Source organism: Caballeronia zhejiangensis, assembly GCF_022879815.1.
Classification (GTDB): Bacteria; Pseudomonadota; Gammaproteobacteria; order Burkholderiales; family Burkholderiaceae; genus Caballeronia; species Caballeronia zhejiangensis.
The window spans coordinates 1101265-1114819 of the sequence record NZ_CP084283.1 but is presented as its reverse complement, the minus strand read 5'-3'; the positions used below and the strand labels follow the sequence as shown (position 1 = coordinate 1114819).

Below are 13555 nucleotides of genomic sequence, written 5' to 3'. Positions count from 1 at the left end.
TTTCTTTTATTTCGACGGCGCTTGAGCCGCGATCTTCGGCGTTCCGACGACCACATCGCCGCATTGCGCACGATGCCGCAGCGCGTGATCCATCAGCACCAGCGCGAGCAGCGCTTCGGCGATCGGCGTCGCGCGGATGCCGACGCACGGATCGTGACGGCCGAAGGTCTCGACCGTCGCACTGGCGCCGTCCTTGTCGATCGACTGACGCGGCGTGCGGATGCTCGACGTCGGCTTGATGGCGATCGACACCGTGATGTCCTGCCCGCTCGAAATGCCGCCGAGGATGCCGCCCGCATTGTTCGTCGCGAAGCCTTCGGGGGTCATTTCGTCGCCGTGCTGCGAGCCGCGTTGCGCGACGCTCGCGAAGCCCGCGCCGATCTCGACGGCCTTCACGGCGTTCAGGCCCATCATCGCGTGGGCGATATCGGCGTCCAGGCGATCGTAAAGCGGCTCGCCGAGACCGACCGGCACGCCCGTCGCGACGACTTCGATGCGCGCACCGACCGAATCGCCGTCGCGACGCAGGTTGTCCATGTATTCCTCGAGCTGCGGCACGATTGCTTCGTTCGCCGAGAAAAACGGATTCTCGGGCACGTGGCGCCAGTCGACGAACGGAATGTCGATTTCCCCGAGCGCGCTCATGCGGCCGTGCGTTTCGAGACCGAACTTCTCACGCAACCACTTCTTCGCAACCGCGCCGGCGGCGACGGTCGGCGCGGTCAGACGCGCCGATGACCGGCCACCGCCGCGATAGTCGCGCACGCCGTACTTCTGCCAATAGGTGTAGTCCGCGTGACCAGGACGGAAGGTCTGCGCGATGTTGCCGTAGTCCTTGCTGCGCTGATCGGTATTGCGGATCAGGAGCGCGATCGGCGTGCCGGTCGTCACGCCCTCGAACACGCCGGAAAGAATCTCGACCTGATCCGCTTCCTGCCGCTGCGTGACGTGACGCGACGTGCCGGGGCGGCGCCGGTCGAGTTCGATCTGAATATCGGCTTCGCTGAGCGCCATGCCCGGCGGGCAACCATCGATCACGCAGCCGATCGCCGGACCGTGCGACTCGCCGAAATTCGTGACGGTGAAGAGCGTGCCAAGGGTATTGCCGGACATGAGCGTCGACCTGAAAAAAGTGTCGGGGAAACCGCTATTATGCCAGCGCCGTCTACCGCCGCGCGCCGCGCAAGACCGACACGGCTTCCTGCAGATGCGCGGGCGTCGCGTCCTCTGGCGCGATCGGTTCGCCGACCGCGAGCGTCAGCCGCGTCATCGCCCCACGCTGGATCGGACGCGGCCATTGCGCATCTTCGTGGCGCGAGAACACGCTGCCCCACAGACCGCGCAGCGCCATCGGCACGACGGGCGCCGGATGGCGCCGCAGAATCTCCGAGATGCCGTGCCGGAAGGGATTGATATCCCCCGTGCGCGTCAGCTTGCCTTCGGGAAAGATGCAGACGAGATCGCCGTCATCCAAAGCCCGCGCGCAGGCGGCGTACGCGCGTTCGAGCATGTCGGCGTCTTCGTGTGCGGGCGCGATCGGAATCGCCTTCACATGCCGGAACATCCAGCCGACGAACGGCGTGCGAAAGATGCGGTGATCCATCACGAAGCGAATCGGCCGCGGACTTTCGGCCATGATGACGACCGCATCGACGAAGCTCACGTGATTGCACACGAGCACGGCCGCGCCATGCGCCGGGATGCGCTCGGCGTCGACGAGACGGATCCGATAGAACGTGTGCACCAGAATCCACGCGATGAAGCGCAGCAAGAACTCCGGCACCAGCGAATAAATATAGACCGCGACGACGACGTTGAGCAGCGCGGTCGTCAGAAAGAGTCCCGGAATGCCGACGCCCAACGACGTAAGCGCGAGCGCCATCAGCGCCGACACGATCATGAAAAACGAATTGAGGATGTTGTTCGCCGCGATGATGCGCGCGCGATGAGTCGGCTGACTGCGCGCCTGGATCAGCGCGTAGAGCGGCACGCTGTAGAAGCCGCCGAACATGGCGAGCAGAAAGAGGTCCGCGAGAATGCGCCAGTGCGGCAGCGTCATCAGGAATTCGCCGACGTTGAGCAGATGCCCGGCCGGCGCGATGCGATGGCTCGCGAAGAACAAATCGATCGCGAACACGCTGATGCCGATCGAGCCGAGCGGCACGAGCCCGATCTCGACGCGCCGCTTCGAAAGCCGCTCGCACAGTAGCGATCCCGTGCCGATGCCGATGGAAAACGTCGCGAGAAGGATGGTCACGACGTCGGGATCGGCGGAAAGCACGTCCTTCGCGAAATTGAAGAACGATGTGAGAAAGGTTGCGCCGACGAACCACAGCCACGAAATGCCGAGCAGGCTCAGAAACACCGTGCGGTCCTGCTTCGCGAGCTTCAGATTGCGCCATGTCTCCGAGACCGGATTCCAGTTGATGCGCAAGTCCGGCTGCGATGCATCCGACTTCGGCACGAACGCCGACGCTACGCGCCCGATGACAGCGAACGCGATGCACGCGATCGCGAGGAGCATCGCGCCGTGTTCCGACGCGCCCGCCGCCGCCCCGCCGATGATCGTGCCGATCAGGATCGCGACGAAGGTGCCCATCTCGACGAGTCCGTTGCCGCCGACGAGTTCATGCGAATCGAGATGCTGCGGCAGATACGCGTATTTCACGGGGCCGAAGACGGTCGAATGCACGCCCATCAAAAACGTGCACACGTAAAGCAGCGGCGCGCTGTGCAGCAGAAAACCCGCGCCGCCGATCAGCATCACGACGATCTCGAAGCTCTTCACGAGCCGCGCGAGCACGGCCTTGTCGTACTTGTCGGCGATCTGGCCGGACGTCGCGGAGAACAGCAAGAACGGCACGATGAAAATCGCGGAAATGAGAAACGCGGCGGTCTTCGGATCGACGCCGGAGAAGCGCGCGGCCTGAAACGTCACGAGCGACGTGAAGCCGACCTTGAAGACGTTGTCGTTCATTGCGCCGAGGAACTGCGTCCAGAAGAACGGCGCGAAACGGCGCTCGCGCAACAGGCGAAACTGGCCGTCGCCTTCGGCTTGGGAACGTCGGGAAGCGCGCGGCGAGGCGCGCAGCGGTTTGTCACTCATGTCTTGCGCAATAGTTGAGTTCGGCGTTGATCGCGCAATGTCCGCGGTCGAATCCGAATGGAAGGGAAACCGGGCGAAATGCTAACCCTCCCACTTGGGCCAGACGTAAAAAAGCGCGCCATGAGGGCGCGCTTCGGTGGGTCCGATGCACGCGAAGCGCGACGCCTCGCGACATCGACATGCTCAGCGTGCTTCTTCCTGCTGCTCCGGCCAGTCGCGGATATACGCCTTCAGCATGCGATTTTCGAAGCCCTGCTCTTCGACGACCGCCTTGGCGACGTCATAAAACGAGATGACGCCCATCAACTGACGCTTTTCCATGACCGGCAGATAGCGCACGTGATGTTCGAGCATCATGCGGCGCACTTCGTTTACGTCCGTTTCGGGCGTGCAGGTGAGCGGATGGTCGTCCATGACCTTGCGGATGGTCGTCGCGCCGACCGAGCCGCCATTGTTGTGCAACGTCAGGATGATTTCGCGGAAAGTCAGCATGCCGACCAGATCGCCGTACTCCATGACGACGAGCGAGCCGATATCGTGCGCGGCCATCGTGTCGATTGCGTCGGAGAGCGGCGTGTCCGGTGTCACGGTGAACAGCGTGTTGCCCTTAACTTTCAGAATGTCGCTGACTCGCATGACTGTCTCCTAGCGAAATGCCTGTTCGATTGGCCGAACGATGATGAAACCATAGGCCGATGCTATCGGAAAGGCCCGCAAAAGGAAAGCGAACGGGACGACGGTTCGCCCGCATTGGCCGAACGGACAAGGCTTTGCGCGATCGAAGGCCGCGCGTTCGCCCTAGGTTTGGGCGCGCGCATCCGATGTTAGGATGATTGACCCTCATTTTCGCCGCACGCCGGCCGTCTCGCGCGCCGGCCGCCTATGATGCCAGCCAACCGTTTCGACACGCTCGCGCTGCACGCGGGCGCCGCGCCCGATCCCGTCACCGGCGCGCGCGCGACGCCGATTTATCAGACGACGTCGTTCACCTTTCGCGACAGCGATCACGCCGCCGCGCTCTTCAACATGGAGCGCTCGGGGCACGTGTACTCGCGCATCTCGAATCCGACCGTCGCGGTGTTCGAGGAGCGCGTCGCGGCGCTCGAAGGCGGCGTCGGCGCCATCGGCACGGCGAGCGGCCAGGCCGCGCTGCATCTCACGATCGCGACGCTGATGGGCGCGGGCTCGCACATCGTCGCGTCCAGCGCGCTCTACGGCGGCTCGCACAATCTGCTGCATTACACGCTGCGGCGCTTCGGCATCGAGACGACATTCGTGAAGCCGCACGATCTCGATGCATGGCGCGCGGCGGCACGGCCGAACACGCGGCTTTTCTTCGGCGAAACGCTCGGCAATCCGGGGCTCGACGTGCTCGACATTGCGGGCGTCGCGGAAATCGCGCACGAGCACGCCGTGCCGCTGCTCGTCGATTCCACGTTCACGACGCCGTATCTGCTGCGTCCGTTCGAGCACGGCGCGGATCTCGTCTATCACTCCGCGACCAAGTTTCTCGGCGGACATGGGACGACGATCGGCGGCGTGCTCGTCGACGGCGGCACGTTCGATTTCACCGCGAGCGGACGCTTCCCCGAGTTCACCGAGCCTTACGACGGCTTACACGGCATGGTGTTCGCCGAAGAGAGCACCGTCGCGCCGTTCCTGTTGCGCGCGCGGCGCGAAGGCTTGCGCGATTTCGGCGCGTGTCTGCATCCGCAGGCGGCGTGGCAACTGCTGCAAGGCATCGAAACCTTGCCGCTACGCATGGATCGGCATGTCGCGAACACGCGCAAGGTGATCGAGTTCCTGCTGAGTTCGCCGGCAGTGGAAGGCGTGGCCTATCCCGAACTGCCGACGCATCGCGATCACGCGCTCGCCGGACGTCTCTTGCCGCGCGGCGCCGGCGCGGTCTTCAGCTTCGATCTGAAGGGCGGCGTGCCGGCGGCGCGCAAGTTCATCGAAACGCTCACGCTGTTTTCACATCTCGCGAACGTCGGCGATGCGCGCTCGCTCGTGATTCATCCAGCATCGACGACGCACTTCCGCATGGATGCCGCCGCGCTCGAAGCTGCGGGCATCGGGCCGGGGCGCATCCGTCTGTCGATCGGACTGGAAGATCCCGACGATCTCATCGACGATCTCAAGCGCGCGCTGAAAGCCGCGCAGAAAGCGGCAGAAAGCGCTCCGGACGCGAGCGCCGCCGCGCTGCTCGGGAGCCGCGCATGATCCTCGACGTCCACGGCCGCGCGGCCTATGCCTACACCGGCGGCAAGCCTCTCGACGCGACGCGCCCCGCCGTCGTGTTCATTCACGGCGCGGAACACGATCACAGCGTCTGGGCCTTGCAGACGCGCTATTTCGCGCATCACGGTTTCGGCGTGCTGGCGCTCGATCTGCCGAGTCACGGAAGAAGCGCCGGTCCCGCGCTTTCGACCATCGGCGAGTTCGCCGACTGGGTCATCGCCGTGCTCGACGCGGCCGGCGTGCAGCAAGCGCTCTTCGTCGGCCACAGCATGGGCTCGCTGATCGCACTCGATGCCGCTGGCCGCTATCCCGACCGCGCGGCGGGTCTCGCCCTGCTCGCGACGGCCGCGCCGATGGCCGTCTCCGATACGCTGCTCGACGCCGCACGCGAGCACGAGCCCGAAGCCATCGCGATGGTCAACCAATGGTCGCATTCGACGATCGCCGCGAAGCCGTCGAGTCCCGCGCCGGGCTTCTGGCTGCAAGGCGTGAATCAGCGGCTCATGGAACGCGTGAGCCTGCGCGGCGAAGCGCTGCTTTTTCACACCGATTTCAGCGCCTGCAACACCTACGCCGACGCGCTCGAACGCGCGGCCGCCGTGCGTTGCCCGGTGTGCATCGTGAGCGGCAAGCGCGACCTGATGACGCCGCCGCGCGCTGCCCGTCCGCTCGTCGATGCCTTCAGGAAAGCCGGCGCGTCCTTGAAGACCGTGGAACTCGATGCGGGCCACGCGATCATGACCGAGCAGCCCGACGCGACGCTCGATGCGCTGTTCGCTTTCGCGCTCGCGTGCGCCAGCGCGAAAGCGCCGTCGGCCTGAAAACGCGCGTGCGGCGGGCCGCGCAAGCCCGCCGTGGCTGCTTGCATGGCGCGACTGGCAGTCGCAGAATGATTCTTGCTGGCTAATCTTCAGACACCGGCACGCATCATCAGGGAGGCCGTCATGGCGCACACCGCACATGGTGAACATTTCGCGAATTTCGCCGAGTTTTATCCCTATTACCTCGAAGAGCATCGCAACCCGGTGTCGCGCAGGCTGCACTTCATCGGATCGCTGGGCGTGATCGGCTGCCTCGCGATGGCGATCGCAACCGGCGACTGGCTCTGGCTGCCCGCGGCCGTCGTCTGCGGTTACGGCTTCGCGTGGATCGGCCATTTCTTTTTCGAGAAGAACCGCCCCGCGACGTTTCGCCACCCGATCTACAGCCTGATGGGCGACTGGGTGATGTTCAAGGACATCTGCGTCGGCAGAATCTCGCTTTGATATGCGTCGAACGAAGGCTCAGGCCGGCTGCTCCGGCATCGACGAGCGCGGCACCTCGCGCAGACGCGCGCTCGTCAGCGCAGACGCGCGTGCCGCGATCAGCGAGCCGAGCGTGATTTCCAGCTTCTCGTTATCCAGCGCGTTCATCAACGCGCCGCAGTCGACCTGCGCCGCATCCAGCTTCAGTTGATATTCGAGTTCCGCGCGATCGATCACGAACTGCTCGAAGAGCATCGTCACCGTGATCTGATTCGGATTGGCGATCAGCACATAACGCGGCATGCGCGAATCCTCCAGCCTGCCGATCCAGCCGAGCGCGTCGAGCCGCGCGATCAGCCTCGTCGACGTATCGAGATCGCAGCGCGCCAGGGTCGAAAGCTGCAAGGACGTGTAGCCGGGCTTGCCCTCGTCCCGCGCATCGACGAGCCGCGCGAGGATCTCGAGTGCATCGAGCAGATCGCTGCCCGGAAAATCGCGCCGATGATATTGCCCCGTGCGAATCGCAGGCAGCGCGGATGTGACCATCGCGCCGATGAGCGCGAACATCCAGCACAGATACACCCACAGCAGAAAGACCGGCAGCGCCGCGAACGCGCCGTAGACGGCGGTGTAGGTCGGAATGCGCCGTACGTAATAGCCGAAGCCGCGCTTGCCGAGTTCGAACGCGACGGCCGCGATCAGCCCGCCGACGATCGCATCGCGCCATTCGACCTTGCAGTTCGGCATATAGACGTAGATGAACGTGAAGGCGAGCGCCGTCAGCGGCAGCGAGACGCCTGTGAGCGCCCATTCGACAATCGGCGGCATCAGGTTGTGCGAGCCCGCGAACGCGACCGAATGCGCGAACACGTACGAGGAGATCGACAGGCTGCAGCCGAAGAGAATCGGCCCGAGCGTGATGATCGACCAGTAGACGAGCACGCGCTGCGCGATCGGGCGCGCCTTCTTCACGCGCCAGATCACGTTGAACGCGGACTCGACCGTCATCATCGTCATGACGGAGGTCACGAACAGAATGATCATGCCGACGGTCGTCAGCCCCTTCGCCTTCGACGCGAACTGGTTCAGATACTTGAAGATCTGATCGTTGATCTGCGGCGGCATCAGGTGCACCGCGAGGAAGTCCTGAAGCGACGCCTGGAAGGAGCCAAAGATCGGGAACGCGGTGAAGAGCGCGAACGCGACCGTGGCGAGTGGCACGAGCGACAACACGCTCGTGAACGTGAGGCTGCCCGCCACTTGCGCGACGCGGTCTTCGCCGATGCGCCGCGCGACAAAACTGGCGAGACGCCTGACCGCCGCGAGATCGATAAAAACGTGCTGCAAACGCGTTCTCCCGTCATGGCGCCCCGCGTGCAAAGCCGCTTCTCGCCACGAAAATCACCCAATACCTATAATAGCCGTTCACTAAAAAAGCCTTATGAACGACATCCTCGTGCTTTACTACAGCCGCCACGGCGCGACGCGCGAGCTCGCACTCGCAATCGCCCAGGGCGTCGATAGCGTGGCCGGCATGCAGGCGCGTGTGCGAACCGTGCCGCCGGTTTCCACGGTCTGCGAAGCGACCCAGCCCGACATTCCCGCCGACGGACCGCCCTACGCCGAATTGCGCGATCTCGAAGAATGCGCCGGCCTCGCGCTCGGCTCGCCTACGCGCTTCGGCAACATGGCCGCGCCGCTCAAGTACTTCCTCGACGGCACCACGCCGCAATGGCTGTCCGGCGCGCTTTCGGGCAAGCCTGCCAGCGTGTTCACGTCCACCGGCAGCCTGCACGGCGGCCAGGAAAGCACGCTTCTTTCGATGATGCTGCCGCTGCTGCACCACGGCATGATGATCGTCGGCATCCCGTACACCGAATCGCGGCTCACCACGACGCAAAGCGGCGGCACGCCCTACGGCGCGTCTCATCACGCCCGCGCGGGCGGCGACGAAAATCAGCGGCACGGCATTTCCGCCGACGAGAAGGCGCTCGCAATCGCGCTCGGCGCACGGCTCGCACGCACCGCGCTCAATCTCGTGCGCGGCGCCCGTTCCGCATGACCACGCCGATCTCCACAGCACGTCCCAACGGCGCGCTCGCATCGGGCGCGCTTGCGAGCCTCGTGGCGCTCGTCGTGCTCGCGCTCGTCTGGGAGCTCTGGCTCGCGCCGCTGCGTCCGGGCGCATGGGCGCTCGCGCTGAAGGCGCTGCCGCTCGCGTGCGCGCTGCCGGGCGTCGCGCGCAAAAATCTCTACACGCTGCAATGGGCGTCGATGCTCGTGCTGCTGTATTTCGCCGAAGGCATCGTGCGCGGCATGACCGATGCGCGCCTCCCCGCGTCGCTCGCCTGGCTGGAAGCAGCGCTCGCCCTCGCGTTCTTCGTCTGCGCGCTCGCGTACGTCGCGCCCTTCAAACGCGCGGCCCGGTTGAACGCTCGTGCGGAAAAAATCTGAAACGTTCGCTTTTTTCGCCCGCGTTCTGCCCGGACGTGATGCTTTGTAGCATGAAACCTCACCGTGCGCGCGTGCCTATGCCATTCGGACGAGGGTCGCGCGCCGCTCGCCTGCGCGATACTGTGCACTACGCTCTACCGGATCCTTTGCCCATCTGCCCATGACCGCCACTCAAGCTTTCATCGCCGCGTGCGCCGACGCTCTCGGTGCATCGCATGTCCTGACCGACGCCTTCGATACCGAGCCGTACCTCGTCGACTGGCGCAAGCGCTATCGCGGCACTGCGTGCGCCGTGCTGCTGCCCGCCGATACCGCGCAGGTCGCGGCCGTGGTCCGGCTCGCTCGCGAGCATCGCGTCGCGATCGTGCCGCAGGGCGGCAACACCGGTCTCGCAGGCGGCGCAACGCCAGATTCGAGCGGGGCGCAAGCCGTCATCAGCCTGAAGCGGCTCAATCGCGTGCGCGGCGTCGATCCGCATAACAACACGATCACTGTCGAAGCGGGCGTCGTGCTCGCCGAAATCCAGGCGCGCGCCGAAGAAGCGCAACGGCTGTTCCCGTTGAGTCTCGCCGCCGAAGGCAGCTGCACCATCGGCGGCAATCTCTCGACGAACGCGGGCGGCACCGGCGTGCTGCGCTATGGCAACACGCGCGAGCTGTGTCTCGGCCTCGAAGTCGTGACGCCGCAGGGCGAAATCTGGGACGGCCTTCGCGGGCTGCGCAAGGACAACACCGGCTACGATCTGCGCGATCTCTTCATCGGGGCGGAAGGCACGCTAGGCATCATCACGGCGGCGGTCATGAAGCTGCATCCCGCGCCGGTCGCGAAGGTCACGGCGCTGGCCGGGCTCGCTTCGCCGCATGCCGCGCTCGACTTTCTCTCGCTGGCGCAGCATCACGCGGGCGCGCTTCTGACCGGCTTCGAGCTGATGTCCGATTTCTCGATGCGCCTCGTCGGCAAGCATTTCCCGCAACTGCGCTATCCGTTCGGCGAACCGCACGCGCAAACCGTGCTGCTCGAACTTTCCGACAGCGAAAGCGACGAGCACGCCCGCGCCCTCTTCGAGCGGCTGATGGAAGAAGCGCTCGAGAAGGGCATCGTGGAAGATGCCGTCGTCGCGGAAAACCTCGCGCAGTCGCAGGCTTTCTGGGATCTGCGCGAGCATATTCCGCTCGCGCAGGCCGAGGAAGGTCTGAACATCAAACATGACATCGCCGTGCCCATTTCGAGCATCGGGCGGTTCATCGAGGAAACCGATGCGATCATCGCGAAGACAGTGCCCGGCGTGCGCATGGTGACGTTCGGCCATCTCGGCGACGGCAACCTGCACTACAACGTGCAGGCGCCCGAAGGCGTCGACCCAAAGCGCTTCCTCGGCGAATTCCAGACGCCGATCAACGCGCTCGTGTATGACCAGGTGCACCGGCACCGCGGCAGCATCAGCGCGGAGCACGGCATCGGCCAGTTGAAGGTGGATGAAGCGATGCACTACAAGTCGCCGGTCGAAGTCCGTCTCATGCAGACGATCAAGGCCGCGCTCGATCCGGACAACCTGATGAATCCCGGCAAGGTCGTGCGCTGGAACGCGACGCTCGCCAAGGAGAACATCGCATGAAGATTCGCGTGCTGTCCGACCTGCATCTCGAATGCGACGAGCCGCTGGCGATTCCGTATGCACAGGCCGATCTCGTCGTGCTGGCTGGCGACATTCACAACCACGCCGAAGGTTTGCGCTGGGCCGCGGAAAATTTCGATTCCGACGTGCCCGTCGTCTACGTGCCCGGCAATCACGAATACTACGACGCCGAGTTCGGCGCGATGGAAGCGGCAATGCAGGACGCCGCGCGCAGCGTCGACAACGTGCACTATCTGAACAACGCGTCGCTGGTGGATCGGCGCGGCGCGTGGCGCGTGCTTGGCACGACGCTGTGGACCGACTTCGCGCTGTTCGGCTCCGGCGATGCGCAAATCGAAAACGCCAAGGCCGCGTGCACGAAAGTGATGCTCGACTATAAGGGCCTCATTCAACTCGCGTGGCCCGAGCCGGACGGCGAACCGCGCGAATTCGCACCGGACGATTCCCTCGCGCTGCACGAACAGTCGCGCGCATGGCTCGAGAGCGAACTCGCGAAGCCGTTCGCAGGGCAAACGATCGTCGTCACGCACCACGCGCCGATGCGCCAGAGCCTCGCGCCGCGTTACGCGGAAGATCTCGTGTCCGCGGGCTTCGTGAATCATCTGCCGTCGCTCGCGCGCGCGCCCGCGTCGTTGTGGATTCACGGCCACACGCATACGTCGTTCGATTACGAAGTGGACGGCACGCGCGTCGTGTGCAATCCGCGCGGCTACTTCAGCCGCCGCGAGCAACGGTGGGAGAATCCGGATTTCGCGTGGGACAAGGTCGTCGAAATTTGAAACGTCGCGGACTTTGCGGAGGAACGCCATGTGCGGCCGAATCAGCCAGTACCGACTGCCGATGCATTACGCGCAGCGTCTGCATCTGAGAAATCCGTTCGTGCTGGTCGATGCCGCCGACAGGCGTCCCGGCTATAACCTGTCGCCCGGCACGCATCCGCTCGCCGTCTATCCCGACGAAACCATCCGCGCGGTGCATTGGGGCTATTGCCCGCCGTGGGCGATTCAGAAGAAGCTGCCGCAGACCATCAACGCGCGCGTCGAGACGGCGGCGACGAGCGCGTATTTCAAGCATTTATGGAAGAAGGCGCGCATTCTCGTGCCGGCCGATGGCTGGTTCGAATGGCGTATCGAGCCACGCCCGGGAGACCCCGCCGCGAAGCCTTTCAAGCAGCCCTACTTCATTCAGCGCGCGGACGGCGAGCCGATGTACCTCGCCGCGCTGACGAGCATCATGCGCGACGACGACGCTGCCGCGCCCGGCGCGGGCTTCGTCATCGTGACGGCGGCGGCGGACGAAGGACTCGTCGACGTGCATGACCGGCGTCCGCTCGTGTTCGCGGCGGCAAACGCGCGCCGCTGGCTCGATCCGGACGCGTCGCCCGACGATCTCGCGGCGCTCGTCAAGTCGGACGGCGTGCCGGCGTCGCACTTCGTCTGGCACCGCGTATCGGCCGATGTGAATCGCGCGACCAATGATGAGCCGCGACTCATCGAGCCGCTCGAAGCCTCGCTGTGAAGGCTGTGTGAAGTTCGTTTAGCGCCGCGGCCGATCGTCGTCGATACGGATCGGCACCAGGCGCCGCTTCGCCTCGCGCTCCGACTGCGCGCGCATGGCGTTGAACAGATCGCGCGACGCCGGAACGGCGATCAGGACGAGAAGCGCGGCGAGTGCGAGCAAAAGAGGCGTACTCATGTGACTTATCCCGGTCAAAGATGCGTGAGAACCAGTGCAGAAAGTATCAAGCTGCGGACAAATCGTGAGTAAGCAAGTGTTGCGCCGCGGCTTTTTTCGTAACTGAACGCAGCTTCATCCGTGTTCAGGCGACGACGAATTCCTTGAGCGATTCCGCGTCGGCCGCGAGCGTGTCGGGCAGCGCCTCGCGCAGGAACTCGACCCACGTGCGGATCTTGGCATCGAGATACTGCCGCGACGGATAGAGCGCGTACACGTTCAACTCCTGCATCGTGTATTGCGGCAGCACGCGCACGAGCGTGCCCGCGCGCAAGCCCGGCAGCGCGGACGACGTCGGCAGCACGCCAATGCCCATGCTTTCGCGGATCGCGGCGACCATCGCCTCGGCGACGTTGACCGTGAACGAGGACGGCCCGAGACTCACCGTCTCCTGACCGTTCGGGCCGTCGAAAACCCAGCGGTCGGCCGGAAACACCGGCGTCATCAGATGCAGGCAGGTATGGCGCACGAGATCGGAGAGCACGTGCGGCGCGCCGTTCTTCTCGATGTACGCCGGCGACGCGCACGCGATGCTGTACACCGAGCCGAGACGCGCCGACACCAGACCCGAATCCGGCAGATCGGAAGCGAGCACGATCGACACGTCGTAGCCTTCGTCGAGCAGATCGGGCACGCGCTGCGCGAGCGTCAGATCGACCTGCACCGAAGGATGCCGCTGCTGATAGCGCGAAATCATCGGCACGACGTAGTGCTGGCCGAAGCTCGTCATCGAATGGACCTTGAGCTTGCCGGACGGACGCGCGTGCGCATCGCCGGCCTCGGCTTCCGCCTGATCGACATAGGCGAGGATTTGCTCGCAGCGTTGCAGATAGCGCTCGCCCGCTTCGGTGAGCGCGATGCGCCGCGTCGTCCGGTTCAGCAAGCGCGCGCGCAAGTGCGCCTCGAGGTCGGATACGGCGCGCGATGCGTAAGCCGTCGTCGTATTCAGATGCTGCGCGGCCGCGGTGAAGCTGCCCGCTTCCACGACCCGCACAAATACGCGCATGTTCTGAAGCGTGTCCATGCCGCTAATTCCGTCTTAAAAATCGTTCGTGACTCGGATTGTTACACGCGTAACAACAACGATTATCACATCCCTCGTAAAAATGCTTTGCATCCTTACGGGTTATTCGACAATCT

The 13555-nt window shown here is 64.7% G+C and carries 14 protein-coding genes; 8 read left to right on the top strand and 6 right to left on the bottom strand.

The genetic code is table 11. The features are described 5' to 3' along the window. Nucleotides 1-6 precede the first annotated feature (6 nt). The 3 genes from aroC to LDZ23_RS05220 all read right to left on the bottom strand — a co-directional run bounded on the left by aroC (nt 7) and on the right by LDZ23_RS05220 (nt 3742). Complete coding sequence (gene aroC, locus LDZ23_RS05230) at nt 7-1113, bottom strand: chorismate synthase (RefSeq protein ID WP_034472056.1); 1107 nt, start codon at nt 1111-1113, stop codon at nt 7-9. A 52-nt stretch (nt 1114-1165) separates the two neighbouring features. After that, nucleotides 1166-3106, bottom strand: coding sequence for an MFS transporter (locus tag LDZ23_RS05225; protein ID WP_244807935.1), 1941 nt, complete (start codon nt 3104-3106; stop codon nt 1166-1168). A gap of 183 nt (nt 3107-3289) precedes the next feature. Then, complete coding sequence (locus LDZ23_RS05220; protein ID WP_008350333.1) at nt 3290-3742, bottom strand: CBS domain-containing protein; 453 nt, start codon at nt 3740-3742, stop codon at nt 3290-3292. Between the two features lie 249 nt (nt 3743-3991). On the opposite strand from LDZ23_RS05220, the gene LDZ23_RS05215 reads away from it, so the two are divergent. The 3 genes from LDZ23_RS05215 (at nt 3992) to LDZ23_RS05205 (ending at nt 6612) form a co-directional block, all read left to right on the top strand. Continuing rightward, complete coding sequence (locus tag LDZ23_RS05215) at nt 3992-5329, top strand: O-acetylhomoserine aminocarboxypropyltransferase (protein WP_244808108.1); 1338 nt, start codon at nt 3992-3994, stop codon at nt 5327-5329. After that, complete coding sequence (locus tag LDZ23_RS05210) at nt 5326-6168, top strand: alpha/beta fold hydrolase (RefSeq protein WP_244807934.1); 843 nt, start codon at nt 5326-5328, stop codon at nt 6166-6168. Before LDZ23_RS05215 ends, LDZ23_RS05210 begins: the two co-directional genes overlap by 4 nt. Before the next feature lie 123 nt (nt 6169-6291). Further along, nucleotides 6292-6612 carry an Mpo1-like protein gene (locus LDZ23_RS05205; RefSeq protein ID WP_244807933.1) on the top strand — a complete coding sequence of 107 codons (321 nt, stop codon included), beginning with the start codon at nt 6292-6294 and terminating at the stop codon, nt 6610-6612. 18 nt (nt 6613-6630) lie between these two features. Here LDZ23_RS05205 and LDZ23_RS05200 read toward each other — a convergent pair whose 3' ends face one another. After that, nucleotides 6631-7938: a YihY family inner membrane protein gene (locus tag LDZ23_RS05200; protein WP_244807932.1), complete on the bottom strand. Its 1308-nt coding sequence runs from the start codon at nt 7936-7938 to the stop codon at nt 6631-6633. A 94-nt stretch (nt 7939-8032) separates the two neighbouring features. Between LDZ23_RS05200 and wrbA the strand changes: the two genes are divergently transcribed. The 5 genes from wrbA to LDZ23_RS05175 all read left to right on the top strand — a co-directional run bounded on the left by wrbA (nt 8033) and on the right by LDZ23_RS05175 (nt 12199). Next, complete coding sequence (gene wrbA / locus LDZ23_RS05195) at nt 8033-8653, top strand: NAD(P)H:quinone oxidoreductase (protein WP_034472067.1); 621 nt, start codon at nt 8033-8035, stop codon at nt 8651-8653. Continuing rightward, on the top strand, nt 8650-9045 hold the full coding sequence (locus LDZ23_RS05190; protein ID WP_008350344.1) for a DUF2069 domain-containing protein: 396 nt from the start codon (nt 8650-8652) through the stop codon (nt 9043-9045). Before wrbA ends, LDZ23_RS05190 begins: the two co-directional genes overlap by 4 nt. Nucleotides 9046-9205: 160 nt before the next feature. Beyond that, the gene (locus tag LDZ23_RS05185) at nt 9206-10660 is read left to right on the top strand and encodes an FAD-binding oxidoreductase (protein ID WP_244807931.1); all 1455 of its coding nucleotides are present in this window, start codon (nt 9206-9208) and stop codon (nt 10658-10660) included. After that, on the top strand, nt 10657-11460 hold the full coding sequence (locus tag LDZ23_RS05180) for a metallophosphoesterase (RefSeq protein ID WP_244807930.1): 804 nt from the start codon (nt 10657-10659) through the stop codon (nt 11458-11460). The genes LDZ23_RS05185 and LDZ23_RS05180 overlap by 4 nt, the downstream gene beginning before the upstream one ends. A 28-nt stretch (nt 11461-11488) precedes the next feature. Further along, nucleotides 11489-12199 (top strand): SOS response-associated peptidase, encoded by a 711-nt coding sequence (locus LDZ23_RS05175; RefSeq protein WP_244807929.1) that lies wholly within the window; start codon nt 11489-11491, stop codon nt 12197-12199. 18 nt (nt 12200-12217) lie between these two features. Here the strand turns inward: LDZ23_RS05175 and LDZ23_RS05170 are convergent, their stop codons facing one another. Together LDZ23_RS05170 and LDZ23_RS05165 are read right to left on the bottom strand one after the other, a co-directional pair. After that, nucleotides 12218-12376 carry a hypothetical protein gene (locus tag LDZ23_RS05170; RefSeq protein ID WP_244807928.1) on the bottom strand — a complete coding sequence of 53 codons (159 nt, stop codon included), beginning with the start codon at nt 12374-12376 and terminating at the stop codon, nt 12218-12220. Nucleotides 12377-12500: 124 nt separating this feature from the next. Further along, nucleotides 12501-13439, bottom strand: coding sequence for a LysR family transcriptional regulator (locus LDZ23_RS05165; protein ID WP_244807927.1), 939 nt, complete (start codon nt 13437-13439; stop codon nt 12501-12503). Between the last annotated feature and the right edge of the window lie 116 nt (nt 13440-13555).

Excerpts from the sequence above, each read along its gene's own strand:
- aroC (WP_034472056.1), bottom strand. The coding sequence starts at position 1,113 with ATGTCCGGCAATACCCTTGGCACGCTCTTCACCGTCACGAATTTCGGC.
- LDZ23_RS05225 (WP_244807935.1), bottom strand. The coding sequence starts at position 3,106 with ATGAGTGACAAACCGCTGCGCGCCTCGCCGCGCGCTTCCCGACGTTCC.
- LDZ23_RS05220 (WP_008350333.1), bottom strand. The coding sequence starts at position 3,742 with ATGCGAGTCAGCGACATTCTGAAAGTTAAGGGCAACACGCTGTTCACC.
- LDZ23_RS05215 (WP_244808108.1), top strand. The coding sequence starts at position 3,992 with ATGCCAGCCAACCGTTTCGACACGCTCGCGCTGCACGCGGGCGCCGCG.
- LDZ23_RS05210 (WP_244807934.1), top strand. The coding sequence starts at position 5,326 with ATGATCCTCGACGTCCACGGCCGCGCGGCCTATGCCTACACCGGCGGC.
- LDZ23_RS05205 (WP_244807933.1), top strand. The coding sequence starts at position 6,292 with ATGGCGCACACCGCACATGGTGAACATTTCGCGAATTTCGCCGAGTTT.
- wrbA (WP_034472067.1), top strand. The coding sequence starts at position 8,033 with ATGAACGACATCCTCGTGCTTTACTACAGCCGCCACGGCGCGACGCGC.
- LDZ23_RS05190 (WP_008350344.1), top strand. The coding sequence starts at position 8,650 with ATGACCACGCCGATCTCCACAGCACGTCCCAACGGCGCGCTCGCATCG.
- LDZ23_RS05185 (WP_244807931.1), top strand. The coding sequence starts at position 9,206 with ATGACCGCCACTCAAGCTTTCATCGCCGCGTGCGCCGACGCTCTCGGT.
- LDZ23_RS05180 (WP_244807930.1), top strand. The coding sequence starts at position 10,657 with ATGAAGATTCGCGTGCTGTCCGACCTGCATCTCGAATGCGACGAGCCG.
- LDZ23_RS05175 (WP_244807929.1), top strand. The coding sequence starts at position 11,489 with ATGTGCGGCCGAATCAGCCAGTACCGACTGCCGATGCATTACGCGCAG.
- LDZ23_RS05170 (WP_244807928.1), bottom strand. The coding sequence starts at position 12,376 with ATGAGTACGCCTCTTTTGCTCGCACTCGCCGCGCTTCTCGTCCTGATC.
- LDZ23_RS05165 (WP_244807927.1), bottom strand. The coding sequence starts at position 13,439 with ATGGACACGCTTCAGAACATGCGCGTATTTGTGCGGGTCGTGGAAGCG.